This window comes from Candidatus Palauibacter sp., from assembly GCF_965208055.1.
Taxonomy (GTDB): Bacteria; Gemmatimonadota; Gemmatimonadetes; order Palauibacterales; family Palauibacteraceae; genus Palauibacter.
This window is the reverse complement of sequence record NZ_CBDBNY010000004.1, coordinates 2,387,953-2,407,071: the sequence shown is the minus strand read 5'-3', so window position 1 is coordinate 2,407,071 and position 19,119 is coordinate 2,387,953. Positions and strand designations below refer to the sequence as shown.

The following is a 19,119-nucleotide window of genomic DNA, read 5'->3' as shown; positions in this document are numbered from 1 at the left end:
GAGGACGTTCCCGCGGGAACGTCAGACGGGGCCGGCGGTCCTCGTGAGCCGGTCCTCTTCCACCTTCGTCACGTCGCGCGTCTGGAGGCTCTGGACCGTGTGGCGGCGGTGGCGGAGCGCGATGATCGCGTCCGCGGCTGCCGCGGCTGCGGAAAGGGTCGTCGTGTAGGGGACCCGCCGGACGACGGCGGCGCGGCGGATCATGTAGTCGTCGTACTGCGCGTGCTTGCCGAGCGGGGTGTTCAGGAGCAGCTGGACCTCGCCCGAGACGATGCGGTCGAGGAGGTTCGGCCGCCCCTCGTGCACCTTCAGGATGCGCTCGCAGGGCACGCCGCGACCGCGCAGATACCTGGCCGTGCCCTCGGTGGCGAAGATCGAGAAGCCGAGTTCGTGGAAGCGCCGCGCGATGGGGACCATGTTCGGCTTGTCCTGGTCGTGCACCGTGATCGCGACGGCGCCCTCGGTCGGCAGGGCCTGGTAGACGGAGATCTGCGACTTCGCGAACGCGAGGCCGAAGCTGTCCGCGTATCCCATTACCTCGCCCGTGGACCGCATCTCCGGCCCGAGCACCGTGTCCGCATCCGGGATCTTGTCGAAGGGGAGCACCGCTTCCTTCACGGAGACCTGGTGCGGGACGAGTTCATCCCCGAGTCCGAGGTCGGCGAGCTTCACGCCCGCCAGCACCCGCGCGGCCACTCGCGCCAGCGGAACCCCGGTCGCCTTGCTGACGAACGGCACCGTGCGGCTCGCGCGCGGATTCACCTCGAGCACGTAGACCGTCTTCTCGTGCACCGCGAACTGCACGTTGATGAGGCCCCGGACGTCCAGCGCGAGGGCGAAGTCCCGCGTGAAGCGGCGCATCGCCTCCATGTCGACGTCGCGCAGGAGGTAGGGCGGCAGCACGCAGGCCGAGTCGCCGGAGTGCACGCCCGCGTCCTCGATGTGCTGCATGATTCCGCCGATCACGACCGTCTCCCCGTCGCACACCGCATCCACGTCGGCCTCGAAGGCGTCCTCGAGGAATCGGTCGAGGAGGACGGGATGTTCGGGAGAGGCCTGCACCGCGCGGGCGAAGTACTCCCGCAGCGAGACCGGATCGTAGACGATCTCCATCGCGCGGCCGCCGAGCACGTAGCTGGGCCGGACGAGGACGGGATACCCGATCTCCTCCGCGATCTCCAGCGCCTCGTCGATGCTCGTGGCGGTCCCGCCCGGCGGCATGGGCACGCCGAGCTCGCGGCAGAGTTGGTCGAAGCGGCGGCGGTCCTCGGTGCGGTCGATCGATTCGACGCTCGTCCCGAGGATGGGGACGCCGAGTTGCTCGAGCTTGCGGGCGATGGTCAGCGGCGTCTGTCCCCCGAACTGGACGATGACGCCCTCCGGCTTCTCCTGCTCCACGATCGCGAGCACATCTTCCACCGTCAGGGGCTCGAAGTAGAGCTTGTTCGAGATGTCGAAGTCGGTGGAGACGGTCTCGGGATTCGAGTTGATCATGATCGTCTCGAACCCTTCCTCGCGCAGCGCGAGCGAGGCCGAAACGCAGCAGTAGTCGAACTCGATGCCCTGTCCGATGCGGTTCGGGCCGCTGCCGAGGATGATGATCTTGCGCCGGTCGGAGCGCTCGGATTCGTTTTCGTCTTCGTACGTCGAGTAGAGGTACGGCGTGGCGGCGGGGAATTCGCCCGCGCAGGTGTCGACGGTCTTGTAGACGGGCCGGAGTCCCGCGGCCTGGCGGACCTCGCGCAACTCAGCCTCCGTTGTTCCGCGCAACTGTGCCATCTCCGCGTCGCCGAAGCCGGTCCGCTTCAACCGTTCGACGTCCCCGGGCGTGACCTCCGCGGCCGCCGCGAAGGCCTGGCCCTCCCGCACCAGTTCCTCGAGCTGCGAGAGGAACCAGGGGTCGATCCCCGTGATCCGGTTGATCTCGGACACGGAGAGGCCCGCCTGGAAGGCGCGGTAGAGCTGGAAGGGGCGTTCCGGCGTCGCGGTGCGGATCGCGGCCCGTACCGTGTCGACCTCGTCGTCCTCCAGCCGGTCCTGATCCGGGTCCGGGGAGGGAAGCCACCCCGTCCGTCCGTTCTCGAGCGCGCGGAAGCCCTTGAGCCACGCCTGCTGGAAGGTGCGGCCGATCGCCATCACCTCGCCCACGGCCTTCATCTGCACGCCGAGCGTGGCGTCCGCCTTCGGGAACTTCTCGAACGCGAAGCGCGGGATCTTCACGACCATGTAGTCGAGCACCGGCTCGAAGCACGAAGGCGTTACCTGGGTGATCGCATTCGGGATCTCGTCGAGGCGGTAACCGACCGCGAGCTTGGCGCCGATGCGGGCGATGGGGAACCCGGTCGCCTTCGACGCGAGCGCCGAACTCCGGGACACCCGCGGGTTCATCTCGATGACGAGCATCTGGCCCGTCGTCGGGTGCACGGCGAACTGGATGTTGCAGCCGCCCGCGTCCACTCCGATCTCGCGGATGCACGCGATGGCCGCGTCCCGCATCGCCTGGTACTCGCGGTCCGAGAGCGTGAGCGCCGGCGCCACCGTGATCGAGTCGCCCGTGTGCACCCCCATGGCGTCGAAGTTCTCGATCGAACAGACGATGACGACGTTGTCCGCCCGGTCCCGCATCACCTCGAGTTCGAACTCCTTCCAGCCGATGATGCTCTTGTCGATGAGCACCTCTCCGATCGGCGACGAGCGGATGCCGGAGCGGACGAGATCCTCGAACTCCTCGCGGTTGTAGGCGGTGCTGCCGCCGGTGCCGCCGAGGGTGAAGGACGGCCGGATGATGGCGGGGAATCCCGTGTTCTCGACCAGCGTGAGCGCCTCGTCGAGCGAGCGGGCGAAGCCTCCCGCCGGCAACTCGAGCCCGATTCGCTGCATCGCTTCGGCGAACTGTTCCCGGTCCTCGGCGAGTTGAATCGCCCGGACATCGGCGCCGATCAACTCCACCCCGTGTTCGTCGAGCACCCCGCGTTCGGCGAGTTCGAGCGCGACGTTGAGCGCCGTCTGGCCGCCCATCGTCGGGATGAGCGCGTCGGGCTTCTCGACTTCGATCACCCGCTCGACCCAGTCGGCCGTCAGGGGCTCGATGTAGGTCGCGTCAGCGATGTCCGGGTCCGTCATGATCGTGGCGGGATTCGAGTTCACCAGGATGACTCGATATCCCTCCTCGCGGAGCGCCCGGCAGGCTTGCGTCCCGGAGTAGTCGAACTCGCAGGCCTGGCCGATCACGATCGGGCCGGAGCCTATGAGAAGGATCGAAGAGATGTCGTCGCGGCGTGGCATCGGGCGCGCAAGCTATTCGGTCGGACGGCGGATCGCAGCCCCCCACGGTGGGCGAAGAAGGCCGCGGCTACCGCATGAGAAGCGAGATTTCGCGCAGAACCCATACGGGCGCCACGCGGCCGCCGCGGAGGGCGGGAGCAAAGAGCATTCCGCGGGCCGCCCGCACGGCCGCCGCGTCGAAGGCCTGGTCGCCGGACGAGACCTGGATCGCGGTCGCCTCGACCCTTCCGTCGATCCGCACGAGGAGCCAGATGGAGGCCGCGATGTCCGCGTCGAGTCCCCTGGCGCGGATGACCGGAAGCAGGGTCGTCGCCAGCGCGGCCTCGGCATCGGTGTCCCACACGAGGCGGGGCGCTTCGTCGTGGGCGACGTAGACGGGACCCGATTCGCGGAGTTCCGCCAACTCCGCTTCGACCGCGGCCCGGGCCGTCTCGATGCTGGCCAGCGAGTCGCGTCGGGCGGCGGCGATCAGCGAGTCGCGTCGCGCGGCCTCCAGCGAATCTCGGCGCGCGGCGGCCCGCTCGGCCTCGAGGATGGAGTCGCGTCGGGCGGCGGCGGCCCGCTCGGCCCTCGCGATCGAGTCCCGGCGGGCGGCCTCTCGCTGCACCCTCGCGATCGAATCCTGCCGCGCCGCCTCCTGCTGCGCCCTCGCGATCGAATCCCGGCGCGTGGCCTCCACGGCCGACGAGTCGCGGGCGACCGATTCCCGTGCCGAATCCGGTACGGCTGCCGGCGTGGCTTCGGGCGGGCGCATCGGACGGGGAAGGAAGCACGATCCGACCGCCAGCGCAGCCAGCGTCACCAGGAGGGTCCCTCCCCCACGGCGCTTCTGCTTCCTGTCCGTCGTGACGGGCACTACGGGCACTACGGGCATTGCGGGCGGTCAGCCCTCTCCGCCTCGCTTGGCGCCTTCCTTGCGCCAGGCGACCGACGCGAGGATGGCGAGTCCTCCCCAGACGAATCCGAGGATGCCGATCATCATGATTACGGTCGTCGTGGTCATGCTCGGTTACCTCCGAATCGGGGGCCGGTCCGCACGGCGGTTCAGCCGGGGGTGGGGCCGTTCAGGCCGAGATCTTCCGCCGCAACCTGCATGGCGGCGATGACGAAGGCGATGTGCTCGCCCATGTCTTCGCCCAGTTCGGCGCAGTTCTCCAGCATTTCGTCGCGGCTCACGGCGGCGGCGAACGCCTTGTCCTTCATCTTTTTTCTCACCGACCGGGTCTTCATGCCGGCGAGCCGTGTCGGCCGCACCAGGGCGCAGGCGGTGATGAACCCCGTGAGTTCGTCCACGGCCCGGAGCGTCTTCGACATCCGCGTCGTCGCCTCGACATCCGTGTAGTCCGCGTGGGCCATGATCGTCTCGAGGATGTCCTCGTCCACGCCCTTCTCGCGCAGGATGGCGACCCCCGTCGAGGGATGCTCCGAATCGGGCGCGCGGTCGTGGTTGGGCCAGCGCTCGTAGTCGAAGTCGTGCAGCAGGCCCGCGACGCCCCAGCGATCCTCGTCTTCGCCGTATTTCCTCGCGTATGCGCGCATGCTGGCCTCCACCGCCAGCATGTGGCGCCGGAGTCCGGGACTCTCGGTGTATTCGTGGACGATCGCGAGCGCCTCATCGCGTGTCGGGAGCATCCGTCGTCACTCTCCTTCGGTGGCTTCGTCGGCGTCTTCGGTCGTGCCTCCGGTCGCGTCGTGCAGGGCGTCCAGGAAGCGCCGGGGTTCGCTCTGGCTCAGGAGGAGCGAGTACCCGTCGTGCGTGGGAATGTACACGACCTGTCGCCGGTCCGTGAGGTAGAGGAGCGCCTTCTCCCCGCTGCGGAGCCGGAACCATCCCGCGGAGTAGCCTCCGAGCGCCGTCCCCATCGTGCGCCGGCGCGGGACGAGGTCGGGTTCGCCGCGGAGGTCCACGACGCGGGCCTCGTCGAGTTCGAGACGGTCGAGGGGGATCGTCCGGCCCCAGAGGTCGCCCACCAGCTTCAGTCCCCCGGGCGAAACCTCGGCGCGGCTGTTCCGGGTGGACCAGGCCGCCCAGCCCATCATCAGCGTCACCGCGCCCAGGACCACCATCATGATGACGAAGAACCAGAGGATGCCGCGCCCGGAGGCCGGCGGAATCGGGAATACCTGCATGATCGTTGCCTCGCTGTGTGTCTCGCTGTGTATCTCGCTGTGTGCCCCGCGGTGTCTCGGCTACGCGCCGCGCACGTTCGAATCGAGAAGGGCGGCCCGCTTCAGCGCGTCGCGGCCGAACCGGTCCGCGACCGCGTCCATCGTCTTCGCCAACTCACGCCGGGCCTCCCCGTCGGACGTGGCCGGGTCGTCGCCGCCGAGGAGCCCGAGTTGCTCGTCTTCCGGATGGTCGAAGCCGGAGAGGCTGACGCCGACCAGCCGCACGAGACGACGGGGATCGTCCGCCTGCCGGAACAGTTCCCGCGCGACGGGCCAGATGGCCTCGGTCATGTCCGCCGGCCGCTCGAGTGTGCGCTGCCGCGTGTGCGTCTCGAAGCCATCCCAGCGCAGCTTCAACTGCACCGTGCGCCCCGCGATCCCTTTCCTTCGGAGTGACTGCGCGACCCCCTCGCACAGGGCGAGCAGGGTCCGTTCCACCCGGCTCCGGTCCTCTACGTCGCTCGGGAACGTGACCTCCTTGCCAAGCGACTTTCGCCCCGGCCGCGGGTCGACCCTCCGCACGTCGACCCCGTTTGCGAGTTCGTGGAGGCGCCGCCCGAGCTTCCGGCCCAGGGACGCCTCGAGGAAGTCGGGCTTGTTGCGCGCCAGGTCCCCGATCGTCTTCAGGCCGAGTTGGGCCAGGCGGGCCTGCACCTTCGGCCCGGCCCCCCAGAGTCGCGATACCGGGAGCGGCGCGAGGAACTCCCGCTCGGTCCCCGGCGGCACGACCACGAGCGCGTCCGGTTTCCTCAGGTCGCTCGCCACCTTCGCCACGTACTTGTTCGAGGCGACGCCGACGGATGCCGTGAGCCGCTCCTCTTCGGCGATCCGCTGCCGGATCCGGGTCGCGATCTCCGGCCCCGTTCCGAACAGCCGCCGGCTGGCGGTCACGTCGAGGAAGGCCTCGTCCAGCGAGAGCGTCTCCACCTGGTCCGTGAACGAGCGGAAGATGTCGAAGATCCGTCCCGAGATCTCCGCGTAGAAGGCGATGCGCGGACGCACGTAGGCGCCGCCGGGGCAGCGTCGCCACGCCTGCGAGATCGGCATCGCGGAGTGGATGCCGTAGCGCCGGGCCTCGTAGTTCGCCGTCGAGACGACGCCCCGGCCCCGGCCCTGGCGCGGGGCGGATCCGATGATGACGGGCTTCCCGCGCAACGACGGGTCCTCGCGCACCTCGACTGCGGCATAGAACGCGTCCATGTCCACGTGGAGGATCGTCCGCGGCCGCGCTTCAGACTCCGGCATCTCCCCCCACATCCCTCTCGTCCAGGATCCGGCGCGCCCGCCCGGGAGCGTCGCTCACGAGTCCGTCCACGCCCCAGTCGAGGAGTCGCCGCATGTCGTCCGGGTGGTTCACGGTCCAGACGAAGATCCCCATGCCGTCGGCGTGGGCGCGCCGGACGAAGCGCGGCGTGACGATGCGCAACGCGCCCTGCCGTTCTGGCAGCATGGCGGCATCGCAGTTGGCCGGCGCGACCCGCCCCCCCAGGCCCAGCTTCCCGAGCAGGACGTACGCGCGGAGTTCGTCCTGGTAGGCGCAGCGCCAGCGGGCGTGCCGGCTCGCGGGCTCCACCTCCTCGCGCTCGAACCCGCCGACCAGAATCCGCTCCCGGTCCCTGCGATTCCGGCTCCTCTGTAGCCATGCGCCCAGTTCGTGCCCCGCGGCCGCCGACTTGATCTCCGTCACCACGGGAAGATCTCCCAGCGCCTCGAGTACCTCTTCGAGGGCCGGGATGCGGATACCCTTCCCCCGAAAGGGAAACGTCTTCCCGTTGTCCGTCGTGAAGCGGTAACCGGCGTCGAAGGGGCGCAGTTCCTCCAGCGTCATCTCCTCCACCTGCCCCCTCCCGTCGGTGGTGCGCGGGAGGCTCGGGTCGTGGATGACCATGAGGCGGCCGTCCGCGCTCCGATGGAGATCGAGTTCCACCGCGTCGGCGCCCACGCGCACCGCGTGCTCGAAGGAGGGAAGCGTGTTCTCGGGCGCGACCGCCGCGGCTCCCCGGTGGCCGATGACCCGCAGCGGGGAGCCCGGACCGAAGAGATCGTCGGGCAGCGTCGGCACCGTCAGGCGGCTCAGGAAGCCACGCGCCGCGCCTGGGCCCGGCCAAGCGCGACGGAGAGTACGATCCACATCCCGGCCAGCGGCGCCGTGGACATCGCGACCCACGCCAGCGCCAGCCCGAGCATCGCGAACAGGCCGTCGATGCCGGCGCCCGCGAGGTCTCCGCCCCGGTACAGGAAGACGTCCACGATGGGCTTGGCCTTGTACTTCTCGGCCGGCGCCACGACCGAGAACAGCGTCTCGCGCGAGGGCCGGGACACGGCGTAGCGCGTGGCGCGGTGGACGGCCTGGAAGATCAGCATCACCCCGTACAGGGGCCACATGGCGAGCACGGCGAACCCGAGCACCGTCACGAGGGGAAGGATGGCGAGCGTCCAGCCTACGCCGAGCTTCCGGATCACGTGCGTCGTGACGAAGATCTGCGTGAACAGGGTGGCGGCCTGCGCGAGGAAGTCGAAGTTCGCGAAGCTCCCCACCCGCTGGCTGAAGGTGTCCGTCGCCTCGAGGATCACGTTGGCCTGCGTGAAGTAGATCAGCGTGTTCGACACGGCCATGAACACGACCCATAGCCCCACGCCGAGCAGGTAGGGCGAGGTGGCCACGGCCCGCGCCCCGTCCCAGAACGCGCCTCCGATCCTGGCGCCCGATGCGCTCCCGTTCCCGCCTTCCGCGCCCGCCGCGGTTGGCGCCGTCTCGAGCCGGGAAAGCTTCGAGCGGCCCGCCGTGCCGTCGAGGATCAGCATGACGGCGATCGCGAGCCCGAAGCAGCCGGCCCCGATGAGCATGAGGCCCGCGGGCAGGTAGGGGCTGTCGGTGAGGCCGCTGATCAGGCTCGCGCCCCCGCCCCCGGCGAGCGCCCCCAGCGTGCCTCCGATCCCGATGAAGGGGAACATCCTCTTGCCCTGATCGACGTCGAACACGTCGACCATGAAGGCCCAGAACACGCTGGTCGAGAACAGGTTGATGACGCTCAGCCACACGTAGAACGTGTATCCGATGCCGCGCGAAAGGCCGGTCTCCGCGTCGGTGCCGATGAGGCCGCCGCCCGCCCGCGCGTCCAGGATGAGGAGCGTCGCGAAACCGATCAAACAGGTGATGACGAAGAGATAGGCCACGGGGATGAAGCGCCGGCGGTTCGTGCGCGCGACGACGCCCCCGAAGGCGAGGACGGCGCCGAGCGACGCCACCGATGTGATGGCGAAGAGCCAGCGCAGGTCGCCCATCCCGCCGGCGACTCCCATCGCCTCCCGCACCGGGCGGAGGAAGAAGTAGCCGCAGAGGACGAGGAAGAAGAAGAGCGCGGACAGGACGGCGAGCCCGAACTCGCCCGACTTCATGTTGAGGACTCTGAGGATCCGATTCGGCAGACCTTCCACGTTCGTCCCTTTCGGAATAGGATCCGCGCCGGAGTGCACGCCGGAGGTGACGACCCCCCGGGGTGCTGACGATTCTGAAGAGAATCCCATCCTCCGTCGAGCGGCAAGCTGCGACCTGCAATTCGCGAGCCTGGAGCAGATCACACGATGAACCCGCCTTCCGACAGCGCCCCGCGCAGGGCGGCCGCCCGACTGACCGGGACCCGCCCGGAGGAAGTCGGGCTCGTGCTGCTTTCGGCCCTCTACTTCTTCTTCATTCTCTCCGCGTACTACGTGATCCGGCCCATCCGCGAGGAAATGGCGGTCGCGGGCGGGGTCGAGAACATCCCCTGGCTGTTCACCGGCACGCTGATGGCCATGCTCCTTGTCCACCCCATCTTCGCCGCCGTCGTGTCGCGGTGGACCCGGCGGCGGTTCGTGACCCTCACGTACCGCTTCTTCATGCTGAACCTGCTCGTCTACTTCGTGCTGCTGAGGGTCGTGACCGATGGCGCCGCGGCGGTGTGGATCGGCCGGACCTTCTTCGTCTGGATCAGCGTCTTCAACCTGTTCGTGGTCTCCGTCTTCTGGTCGTTCATGACGGACATCTTCCGCGAACGCCAGAGCCGGCGGCTCTTCGGCCTCATCGGGGTCGGCGGAACCGTGGGGGGGATCCTCGGCTCCTCGATCACGGCCTTCCTCGCGGGATTCCTGTCGCCCGCGACGCTCCTGCTGTTCTCGGTGCTGCTGCTCGAGGGCGCGGTCCTCTGCCTCAAGGCGCTCGATTCACGCTGCGCGTCCCGCCCGGCCGCGGCGGAAGATTCGGGCGGCGCGATCGACAGCCGTCCCGATGCGGCAGGCGGCGGAGGGGAGATGGAGGAGGTGATCGGGGGCTCGGCGCTGGAGGGGATCCGGCGGGTCCTGGCGTCGCCCTATCTGCTCGGGATCGGCGCCTTCATGCTGCTGTTCACCATCGGTTCCACCTTCCTCTACAACATCCAGGCGGAAATCATCTCCCGCACCTTTGCGACGAGCGCGGAACGGACCTCGGTCTTCGCGCGGATCGATCTCACGGTGGGCCTGCTCACCCTGTTCACCCAACTCTTTCTGACCGGCCGCATTCTGAAGTGGCTCGGCGTGCGCCTGGCGCTCGGGATACTGCCCGTGCTCAGCGTCCTCGGGTTCCTGGCTTTGGGGGCGGCGCCGGTCTTCGCGGTGTTCGTCGCGTTCCAGGTTCTTCGCAGGGCGGGGAATTTCGCGCTGGCGGTGCCGACGCGGGAGGTGCTCTATACCGTCCTGCCGCGCCGGGACAAGTACAAGGCGAAGAACTTCAACGACCTGTTCGTCTACCGGGCCGGCGACCAGATCGGCGTGTGGTCCTTTGCGGGATTGGGCGCGTTCGGGCTGGGAAGCTCCGCGCTTGCGCTGACCATGGTCCCCCTGGCCGGACTGTGGCTGATGATCGCGCTGTGGCTGGGAAAGAAGCAGGCGGCGCTGGTTAGAGGGCGCACAACTCCACGGCTTCGCGCAGCGAGCGCAGGGGGTCGCCGCTCCGCGGGATGAACTCGTGGGCCATGAAGCCCTCGAAGCCCGTGTCGGCGATCGCCTGCACGATCGGGGGATAGTTCAGTTCCTGCGAGTCGTCGATCTCGGCTCGCCCGGGAACCCCGCCCGTGTGGTAGTGGCCGATCCAGGGACTCGCATCCGTCAGCGTGCGGATGATGTCCCCTTCCATGATCTGCATGTGGTAGATGTCGTAGAGGATCTTCACGCGGGGCGAGTCCACGGCCCGGATGATCTCGAGCGCGTAGTCCATGCGGTCGCCGATGTAGTCGACGTGCCCGCCGGGCTTCGAGTTGAGGACCTCGACGAGGATCGTGACGCCCTCGGACTCGGCGATGGGGGCGCACTCGGCGAGGCAGCGGATGGAGTTCTCGATCCCGACGCCGTTCTCCATCCCGCGGCGGTTGCCGAAGAAGCAGATGACGTTGGGCACTTCGACGCGGGCCGCGTGGGGGATGTGGCGCTCGAACGCCTCGATGATGCCGCGGTGGTTGCTCGGCTCGTTGAGGCCGTCCTCGATGGTGCCGGCGGCCACATCGCCGCACGAGACCGTGAGACCGTGGTTGTGGGCGACGGGCCACTCCTCGACCGTGAGCAGGTCCATCGCGGTGAGACCCATGTCCGCCACGCCCCGGCAGAAGGGGACGAGGGGGATCTCCTCGAAGCACCAGCGGGCCACGGACTGCGTGATGGCGTCGGCGGACCGGCGGGCCTCGGGCTCACCGCGACCCGCCGGCCGGGCCCCCGTGGCGAGCGCCGACGCAGAGGTCGCCGTGCCTCCGACGAGGAGACCGAGCGAGGCGGCGCCCGTCGCGCGCAGGGCGTCGCGGCGGCTGACGGGCGTCCCGTCGCCGGGGCCGGAGCGTTCAGCCATCAAGCGCTGCGAGGTGTTCGTAGCTCAGGCGAACCGACGCGATCGGATCGCCCGGCGCGTCGTGCTCGACGAAGTAGTGGATGAGCCCCGCCTGGGCGGACTGCTCGAAGATCGCCTCGAAGTCGATGACGCCCGCCCCCACGTCCACCATCTCGCCCTCCGTCGTGCGATCCTTCACGTGGCAGAGGTCGAAGCGGCCGGGGTACCGGCTGAAGTAGTCGAACGGATCGCCGCCGCCGTGCACGAGCCAGTAGAAGTCGACCTCGTAGCACACCAGTTCCGGGTCCGTGTTCTCGATCATCACGTCGAGGAGGCGGAGGCCGTCCACCTCTTCGAGTTCGAAGTCGTGGTTGTGATAGGCGAAGCGGAGTCCGGCCTCGCGGCAGCGCGCTCCGAACCCGTTGAGCTCGTCCGCGAGCCGCCGGTATCCGTCGACGACGGCCGTTCCCGTTGCGCCATCGGCTCCGGGACGCTCGGGACCCGCCAGGTAGGGCAGGACGAGATAGCGGTGTCCGATCTCGGCCGCCGCGTCCACGGCCTCCTCGAAGTTCGACCGCAGTTCCTCGAGCGAGAGGTGGACCGCGGGCGCCGTGAGTCCGCGCGCGTCGAGGGCGGCCCGGATCTCCGCCGGCGAACGGCCGAAATAGCCGGCGAACTCCACCTCGCCGTATCCGATGCGGGCCACCGCGGCCAGCGTCCGCTCCACATCGCGGGCCATCAGCGAGCGGACCGTGTAGAGCTGGAGCCCCCAGGCCTCCGGGAGCGTCCGGAGCCCGGCCGCCGCCGCGCGCGGGGCGCAGGTGACGAGGAGTCCGGCGCCGAGCGAGTGCTGCACGAATCTTCGTCGCTTCATCGGTCTGTCCGTTGCGATCTGTCCATGCCGCAATATGTCGCGCGTTCCGGTCGCCGTCGAACCGTTGTCCGGGGACGGTCTTCGCGCCGGGCGTGCCGCGGCCTATTATGGCGGAGCGCGGCAGCAATCCCGCTGTCCGCCCACGTCGACGCGTCCGGGGAGGCCCCGACTGTGAGACGGCGACTGTGAGACGGCGCAGGGCTCTCGAGATCATCGGTGCGGCGGCGGGCGCGCCGCTCCTCGTGCCGGGGGGCGCGGTGGGGCAGGCGCTGGCGCTGGGGGAGCGCATCCGCGCGGTCACCGGACCGGTCGGCGGCGCGCCGCCCGCGACGCTCACGCCCGCGCAGGCGCGGACGGTGACGGCGCTCGCCGAGACCATCATCCCCCGGACGGACACGCCCGGCGCGAGCGAGGCGGGCGTGTCCGCATTCGTCGATGCTCTCCTGACCGGTTGGCTGGACGCGGCGGACCGCGACCGTTTCCTCGCCGGCCTGGACGCTGTGGACCCCACAGCCCGGGGAGCCCACGGGGCCGACTTCGCCGACTGCACCCCGGCCCAGCAGACGGAACTCGTCGCGCGGATGGACGCGGACCTCGACCGCCTCCGCCGGGACCCCGATGAGGACGAGCGGGAGACCTTCTTCTACGACATGAAGCGCTTCACGCTCGCCGGCTATTTCACGTCTCAGGCCGGTCTGCGGACGCTCGGATACCGGATCATCCCCGGCGCCTTCGAGGGGTGCGTCATCCTCGACCAGTACGGCGCCGGCGAGGGCCGCCCCGGCGAACAGCGTGGGCAACAAAGCGGCGCCGGGGGGCGGTCGTGAGCCGCCAGGAGGTCTGGGACGCGATCGTCGTCGGCTCGGGCATCACCGGCGGCTGGGCCGCGAAGGAACTCACGGAACTGGGCTTGCGCACGCTCGTCCTCGAGGCGGGCCCCATGATCGTCCCGGAACGCGACTATGTGGAACACGTGCCCCCGTACCGCATGCCGTACCGCGGCTGGAACGACCGCAAGGCGCTGGCCGCCGAGCAGCCCGTCCAGCGCGAGTGCTACGCCTGCGACGAGATGGGCCGGAAGTTCTTCGTCAACGACATCGAGAACCCGTACACGACGCCCGACGAGAAGCCGTTCCTCTGGATCCGGGGCCGCCAGGTCGGCGGACGCTCGATCATGTGGGCGCGTCAGTCGTACCGCCTCAGCGACCTCGACTTCGAGGCCAACGCGCGCGACGGGATCGGCGTCGACTGGCCGATCCGCTACCCGGACCTCGCGCCGTGGTACGCGCACGTCGAGGAGTTCGTCGGCATCAGCGGCCGCGCCGAGGGCCTCCCCCAACTGCCGGACGGCGTCCTCCTGCCTCCCATGGACATGACGTGCGTCGAGAACGCCGTGAAGGAGGCGATCGCGCGCGACTTCGGCGACACGCGGAGGATGACGATCGGACGCACGGCGGTCCTCACCCGCGACCACAAGGGACGGAGCGCCTGCCACTACTGCGGTCCCTGCCACCGCGGCTGCCGGACGAAGAGCTACTTCAGTTCGCTCAACGCCACCCTCCCGGCCGCCGAGGCCACCGGCCGGATGACGCTGCGGCCGGACAGCGTCGTGCACAGCGTGATCTGGGACGCCGCCCGCGGGCGGGTCGCGGGTGTGCGGGTCATCGACCGGCAGACAGGGGAGGATCTGGAGTTCTTCGGGGAGATCGTCATGCTGGGCGCTTCGGCGCTCGAGTCGACGCGAATCCTCCTCCACTCGACGTCCGCCGATTTCCCGGACGGCCTCGCGAACTCGAGCGGGGCCCTCGGCCGCTATCTCATGGATCACACCATGAGCACCGGCGCGAAGGCGAAGTTCCCGGGCTGGGAGGACCACGGCTACACCGGCGAGCGCCCCAACGGGATCTACATCCCGCGCTTCCGCAACGTGACGGAGCCTTCGCCCGACTTCATCCGGGGTTACGGCTACCAGGGCTGGTCGACGCGGCAGAGCTGGAGCCGCGGCCTCGACATGCCGGGCTTCGGGGCGGAGTACAAGCGCCAACTCACGGAACCCGGCGTGTGGGAGTTCGAACTCGGCGCCTTCGGGGAGTGCCTGCCGCGCGAGGAGAACTACATCGAACTCGATCCGGAGCGGGTCGACGCGTGGGGGATCCCGGCCCTCCGCATCCACTGCGAGTGGAGCGACAACGAACGCCTGATGATGCGGGACAGCGCGGACCGCGCCGCGGAAATGCTGGAAGCCGGCGGCGGCGTGGACGTCGAGTTGCTCACGGATCTCACGGCGCCCGGCCTCACGATCCACGAGATGGGAACGGCCCGCATGGGGCGGGATCCGACGACCTCCGTCCTCAACGGCTTCAACCAGGCGTGGGATGCGCCGAACCTGTTCGTGATCGACGGCGCCGCCATGCCCTCATCCGCCTGCCAGAACCCCTCACTCACCTACATGGCCCTCACCGCTCGCGCCTGCCACTACGCGCTCTGGGCGAAGAACCGCGGCGAACTCTAGCGGCCACCGGGTGCGGGCCGCCGGCTAATGCTAATCCTCGTCGACGTGCGTGCCCGCCAGAGCCAGGAAGCGCTCGGCGGCCTCGATCGCGGCGCGCGCCTGCGGTTCGTGGAAGGCGGCGAACGGAACCCCGCCGGGAAGGCCGTTCGGGTAGCGGGTCGGGATATAGAACTGATCCAGAACTCCGGCGTCCTCCATCAGGCGCCCAAGGCCGTCGACCCTCTCCGCATAACGCTCGGCGAGCGCGACCACCGAGTGACCGATGATCGTCCGGTCGCCGAGTCCGTAGCCGATCGCCTTGACGGACTTTTCCGCGCTCTGCTGGGCGATGAAACACGCCTGGTGGAAGAACCTCTCGCGCAGGGCGAGGCGCGCGAACTCGAGATCGTTCTCGGCCTGGGCAAACCACCTGCGCGCCTCCTCGGCGCCATCCCACACGGCGGTCAGACCTCGATGGCCATGGCCGATTGCATGGCGTGCCGGAGAAAGGGGCGCCCTTCGCCCCGCAGTCGCTCGAACTCGGCCGGCGTGTACACGACGAGATCGACTCCGACACCGGCGGCGATGATTGCGGGCAGGTAGTCCCGGAAACGCTCCACGGAGGGGTGCCGGGTCGGCGCGACCACGATCACGTCGATGTCGCTTTCGGGACCGGCCGTCCCGCGGGCGTGGGATCCGACGATCCATGCCGAGCGGGCGGAGTGCTCGCGCAGGAGAGGACGCAACGCGGCCAGGAAACGGCGCAACGTGTCCGCGTCCCGATTCGACTCGACGGCCAGCCGCAGTTCAGACGGATCGGGCGAGCGCATCGGCGACCTGCTCCATCTCGGCCATCGTGTTGTACATGTGCGGGCAGAGCCGGATGCCGGGGAACTGCGCCGTGCGGAGCGCGCCCGCGACGCCGTGTTCCTCGTAGATCCGGTTGTAGATCTCCGTGTGATCGTCGACCCCCAGCTCCGCGATGACGACGCCGCCACCGAGGCCCGGCACATCCGAAGTGTGGAACTTCACACCGGGGATCCGCTCGCGGATGGCCGCCTTGAGGCCGGCCGCGAGAGCGCGCATGCGGGCCTCGATCGCCGCCGCGCCGATCGCCTGGTGGAATTCGACCGTCTTCCCCACACCCGCCACAGCGGCGTCGTCCCGCTGCCCGAAGGTGCCGAACTTGTCGGCCCCGCCCCCGGCGATCGCACCGTCCCAGCCCACTCCCACGACGCTGGGCCACAGTTCGGCGACCCGGTCCGCCCGCACGTAGAGGACACCGGCTTCCTTCGGCCCGCAGAACCACTTGTGGGCGCTGCCCGTGTACGAGTCGCACCCCATGTCGTGCAGGTCGACCGCCACCGCGCCGAAGCTCTGGGCCCCGTCCATGTGGACGTAGATGCCGCGCTCACGCGCGATCTCGCACAGGCGGCGCGCCGGGAGTTCGACGCCCGAGATGTTCGAGATCTGGGTCACCGCCAGCACCCGGGTGCGGTCCGTGAAGGCGCTCACGAAGGCGTCGATCAACTCATCCTCGGTCTCCGGCGCCGGGGGTGTCGTCACGCGGATCACCCTGTAGCCGAAGCGGTCGGCCCGGACGTCCCAGGCCACGTTGTTCGTGGGGTGGTTCTGGTCCCACAGTACGACCTCGTCTCCGGCGCCCAGCACAAGTCCGTTGATCACCGCGTTGTTGCTCTCGGACGTGTTGCGGGTGATCACGATCTCCTCGGGTGAGGCGCCGAGCAGTTCGGCCAGAGACTCGACCGATTTCGCGGCGAGCGCGTTGAACTTGGCCCGGTTGTGGAACGAGGCGTCCTGATCGATGTCCCGCGTGTAGCCGAACACCGTCTCCTGCACCGGCCAGGGGGAGGGACAGAGGTTGGCCGCGTTCACGAGGATGAGGCCGGGGCGAAGCGGGAACTGGCCCTTCACCATCTCCCAGAAAGACTCGTCCCCGGTCCCCGCGAGGTCTCGCCGCGCCGACAGATCCTCGAGGCCGAGGTCGGGCTTCGAGCGGGCGAAGGTCCACGCCGGCGTGGCCGCGAGGGCGGCTCCCGCCGCGGCACGCTTGAGGAATCTGCGACGGTCCGGCAGGGGGGTCGCGTCGGTGGGCGTGCGAGTCGTCACGGAAACCTCCCGTGTTATGGGTCGCCGCATCCCGGAGCGGCAGCCGCAGTCGTTCCGAATCCAACATAAGACGCCGGACTTCAGGCGGCATGGGGGCGGGCGGGGCCACGCGGGGCCACGCACACGGTCTATGCACGCGGCGTGGCGCATCCCATGTTTCAAAAGGCCCGGCGCCCTTCACCCCAGGAGGTACCCATGGACACGCGCGCCCCCGCTTCCCCCCGCGTCCTCTTCCGGAATCCCGTCCGGAGTCCCGTCACCCTCGCAGCGATCCTCCTACCCGGCCTGCTCTGCGGTCTCGCCCTCCCCGCCCCGCCGCTCGTCGCGCAGGAAACGAACGGCGCCCTCGCGCTCGAGTCGTGGCTCGACTGGGAGCGGGTCCAGGATCCGCGGATCGCGCCGGACGGCGGCTCGGTGGTCTACGAGCGTTTGTGGGTCGACAAGATGAACGACGCGTGGGAGTCCTCGATCTGGATCGTGAATCCGGACGGCAGCCGCCCCCGCCACCTCGTCGACGGGTCCTCGCCGCGCTGGTCGCCCGATGGCAGTCGCCTGGCGTTTCTCGCGCCCGACGACGAGGGGAACACTCAGATCTTCGTGCGCTGGATGGACGCCGAGGGCGCCGTCTCGCAGGTGACGCGGCTCACGGACAGTCCCTCCAACCTGGCCTGGTCTCCCGATGGGACGCGCTTCTCGTTCACGATGCGCGTGGGGGCGGAGCAGCCCACGGCGCGCCACTGGTCCCTCTCGCTGCCGAAGCCGGAGGGGGCGACGTGGACGCCGGGCCCCCGAATCATCGAGCGCCTCGTCTATCGGCAGGACCGCATCGGATTCCTGGGTGACAAGTACCAGCACATTTTCGTGGTCCCCGCCGAAGGGGGCACCGCGCGCCAACTCACCGAGGGCGACTACAACTTCGGCGTCCCCACGTGGGAACCCGACGGCCGGTCGCTCCTGTTCAGCGGCCTCATCATCGAGGACGCCGAATACCGATGGCAGGAGACGGAGATCTATCGGCTCGACGCGGAGTCCGGCGAACTGAGCCAGGTCACGACGCGCAAGGGCCCGGACAACCGGCCGGTGCCGTCGCCGGACGGGCGCATGATCGCCTACGTGGGGCACGACACGACGACGTTCGACTATATCGAGTCCGCCGTCTACGTGATGAACGCGGATGGATCGAACCCGCGCGCCCTTACGGCCGAAATGGACCGCAGTCCCGGGGCGCTGCACTGGGCCCCGGACGGCGGCGGCATCTACTTCGACGCCACGGCGGACGGCTACCGCAACCTCCACTACGCCTCGGTGGACGGCGACGTGCGGGCGATGAGCGAGGGCCCGCAGATGTTCGGCCTCAACGACGTGAGCGACGGCGGCATGGCCGTGGGGATGTGGGGGGACGCGCATGAACCCGGCGACATCCACGCCTTCCCCGTCGACCGGCCCGACCGGCGCACGAGACTGACGGATGTGAACGCGGACGTGCTGGCGGGCGTCACGCTGGGCGAAGTCGAGCAGGTCTGGAGCGAGTCATCCCACGACGGACTCCCGATTCACGGCTGGGTCATCAAGCCCCCGGACTTCGACGCGTCGCGGCAGTATCCGCTCATTCTCGTGATTCACGGCGGCCCGCACGGCATGTACAACGGCGGGTTCAACTTCTCGTGGCAGGAGCACGCCGCGAACGGATACGTCGTCCTCTATACGAACCCGCGCGGCAGCTCCGGCTACGGGACGGAGTTCGGGAACGCGATCCAGTACGACTATCCGAACCACGACTTCGACGACCTCATGTCGAGCGTGGACGAGGTCATCTCCCGCGGCTACGTGGACGACGGCAACCTGTTCGTCTACGGGTGCTCGGGCGGCGGCGTCCTGACGTCGTGGGTCGTGGGGCACACGGACCGCTTCCGGGCCGCGTCGGCGAACTGTCCGGTCGTGAACTGGTTCAACTTCCCGAACGAGGTCGACGGCAACTACCTGCGCTGGTACGCCGACTTCCAGGAGTTCCCGTGGGTGGATCCGAGCGAGCACATCCGCCGCTCGCCGATCTCGTACGTGGGCAACGTCACGACGCCGACCATGCTCATGACGGGCGTCCTGGACCTGCGCACGCCGATGTCGCAGACGGAGCAGTTCTACCAGGCGCTCAAGGCGCAGAACAAGCCGACCGCGATGGTCCAGTTCGAGGGCGAGTGGCACGGCACGTCGCGCCTGCCGTCCAACTTCCTGCGCACGCAACTCATCCTCAGGAAGTGGTTCGAGCGCTGGGGCACACACGACGACGAACGCACCGCCGCCACCGACAACGGCTGAGTAAGTGGGGTAGTTCTTGCT

Annotated in this window: 17 protein-coding genes; 4 read left to right on the top strand and 13 right to left on the bottom strand. The window is 69.2% G+C overall.

Going from position 1 to position 19,119, the window contains the following annotated elements:
• Nucleotides 1–21 precede the first annotated feature (21 nt).
• From carB to ACOGXI_RS10695, 8 genes are all read right to left on the bottom strand, one after another.
• Nucleotides 22–3,285 (bottom strand): carbamoyl-phosphate synthase large subunit, encoded by a 3,264-nt coding sequence (gene carB, locus ACOGXI_RS10730; RefSeq protein WP_419938838.1) that lies wholly within the window; start codon nt 3,283–3,285, stop codon nt 22–24.
• Nucleotides 3,286–3,352: 67 nt separating this feature from the next.
• Nucleotides 3,353–4,087: a TonB family protein gene (locus ACOGXI_RS10725; RefSeq protein ID WP_419938837.1), complete on the bottom strand. Its 735-nt coding sequence runs from the start codon at nt 4,085–4,087 to the stop codon at nt 3,353–3,355.
• Between the two features lie 81 nt (nt 4,088–4,168).
• A complete protein-coding gene (locus ACOGXI_RS10720; RefSeq protein WP_419938836.1) occupies nt 4,169–4,288 on the bottom strand; it encodes a methionine/alanine import family NSS transporter small subunit in 120 nt (39 codons plus the stop codon).
• A 41-nt stretch (nt 4,289–4,329) separates the two neighbouring features.
• The gene (locus ACOGXI_RS10715) at nt 4,330–4,917 is read right to left on the bottom strand and encodes an HDIG domain-containing metalloprotein (RefSeq protein WP_419938835.1); all 588 of its coding nucleotides are present in this window, start codon (nt 4,915–4,917) and stop codon (nt 4,330–4,332) included.
• 6 nt (nt 4,918–4,923) lie between these two features.
• Nucleotides 4,924–5,415 (bottom strand): PH domain-containing protein, encoded by a 492-nt coding sequence (locus tag ACOGXI_RS10710; RefSeq protein ID WP_419938834.1) that lies wholly within the window; start codon nt 5,413–5,415, stop codon nt 4,924–4,926.
• A 60-nt stretch (nt 5,416–5,475) separates the two neighbouring features.
• Nucleotides 5,476–6,699 carry a DNA polymerase IV gene (gene dinB, locus ACOGXI_RS10705; protein ID WP_419938833.1) on the bottom strand — a complete coding sequence of 408 codons (1,224 nt, stop codon included), beginning with the start codon at nt 6,697–6,699 and terminating at the stop codon, nt 5,476–5,478.
• The gene (locus ACOGXI_RS10700; RefSeq protein WP_419938832.1) at nt 6,686–7,516 is read right to left on the bottom strand and encodes a glycerophosphodiester phosphodiesterase; all 831 of its coding nucleotides are present in this window, start codon (nt 7,514–7,516) and stop codon (nt 6,686–6,688) included. The genes dinB and ACOGXI_RS10700 overlap by 14 nt, the downstream gene beginning before the upstream one ends.
• Nucleotides 7,517–7,527: 11 nt before the next feature.
• Nucleotides 7,528–8,892 (bottom strand): NTP/NDP exchange transporter, encoded by a 1,365-nt coding sequence (locus ACOGXI_RS10695; RefSeq protein ID WP_419938831.1) that lies wholly within the window; start codon nt 8,890–8,892, stop codon nt 7,528–7,530.
• A gap of 147 nt (nt 8,893–9,039) precedes the next feature.
• Here ACOGXI_RS10695 and ACOGXI_RS10690 point away from each other — a divergent pair, with 147 nt between their 5' ends.
• On the top strand, nt 9,040–10,434 hold the full coding sequence (locus tag ACOGXI_RS10690) for an NTP/NDP exchange transporter (RefSeq protein WP_419938830.1): 1,395 nt from the start codon (nt 9,040–9,042) through the stop codon (nt 10,432–10,434).
• On the opposite strand, the gene ACOGXI_RS10685 is transcribed toward ACOGXI_RS10690, so the two are convergent.
• Complete coding sequence (locus ACOGXI_RS10685; protein WP_419938829.1) at nt 10,370–11,308, bottom strand: hydroxypyruvate isomerase family protein; 939 nt, start codon at nt 11,306–11,308, stop codon at nt 10,370–10,372. The two genes, ACOGXI_RS10690 and ACOGXI_RS10685, sit on opposite strands and share 65 nt — an antisense overlap.
• On the bottom strand, nt 11,301–12,161 hold the full coding sequence (locus tag ACOGXI_RS10680; protein ID WP_419938828.1) for a sugar phosphate isomerase/epimerase family protein: 861 nt from the start codon (nt 12,159–12,161) through the stop codon (nt 11,301–11,303). Before ACOGXI_RS10680 ends, ACOGXI_RS10685 begins: the two co-directional genes overlap by 8 nt.
• 185 nt (nt 12,162–12,346) lie before the next feature.
• Between ACOGXI_RS10680 and ACOGXI_RS10675 the strand changes: the two genes are divergently transcribed.
• Nucleotides 12,347–12,988, top strand: coding sequence for a gluconate 2-dehydrogenase subunit 3 family protein (locus tag ACOGXI_RS10675; RefSeq protein WP_419938827.1), 642 nt, complete (start codon nt 12,347–12,349; stop codon nt 12,986–12,988).
• The gene (locus ACOGXI_RS10670; RefSeq protein WP_419938826.1) at nt 12,985–14,673 is read left to right on the top strand and encodes a GMC oxidoreductase; all 1,689 of its coding nucleotides are present in this window, start codon (nt 12,985–12,987) and stop codon (nt 14,671–14,673) included. The genes ACOGXI_RS10675 and ACOGXI_RS10670 overlap by 4 nt, the downstream gene beginning before the upstream one ends.
• A 30-nt stretch (nt 14,674–14,703) precedes the next feature.
• Here ACOGXI_RS10670 and ACOGXI_RS10665 read toward each other — a convergent pair whose 3' ends face one another.
• From ACOGXI_RS10665 to ACOGXI_RS10655, 3 genes are read right to left on the bottom strand one after another with little or no spacing between them, the layout of a single operon-like run.
• Complete coding sequence (locus tag ACOGXI_RS10665; protein ID WP_419938825.1) at nt 14,704–15,111, bottom strand: HEPN domain-containing protein; 408 nt, start codon at nt 15,109–15,111, stop codon at nt 14,704–14,706.
• Between the two features lie 5 nt (nt 15,112–15,116).
• Nucleotides 15,117–15,482 carry a nucleotidyltransferase domain-containing protein gene (locus tag ACOGXI_RS10660; RefSeq protein WP_419938824.1) on the bottom strand — a complete coding sequence of 122 codons (366 nt, stop codon included), beginning with the start codon at nt 15,480–15,482 and terminating at the stop codon, nt 15,117–15,119.
• Nucleotides 15,460–16,782, bottom strand: a complete 1,323-nt coding sequence (locus ACOGXI_RS10655; RefSeq protein WP_419938823.1) for an aminotransferase class V-fold PLP-dependent enzyme — start codon at nt 16,780–16,782, stop codon at nt 15,460–15,462. Before ACOGXI_RS10655 ends, ACOGXI_RS10660 begins: the two co-directional genes overlap by 23 nt.
• Nucleotides 16,783–16,977: 195 nt before the next feature.
• Between ACOGXI_RS10655 and ACOGXI_RS10650 the strand changes: the two genes are divergently transcribed.
• Nucleotides 16,978–19,098 carry a S9 family peptidase gene (locus tag ACOGXI_RS10650; protein WP_419938822.1) on the top strand — a complete coding sequence of 707 codons (2,121 nt, stop codon included), beginning with the start codon at nt 16,978–16,980 and terminating at the stop codon, nt 19,096–19,098.
• The last annotated feature ends 21 nt before the right edge of the window (nt 19,099–19,119 follow it).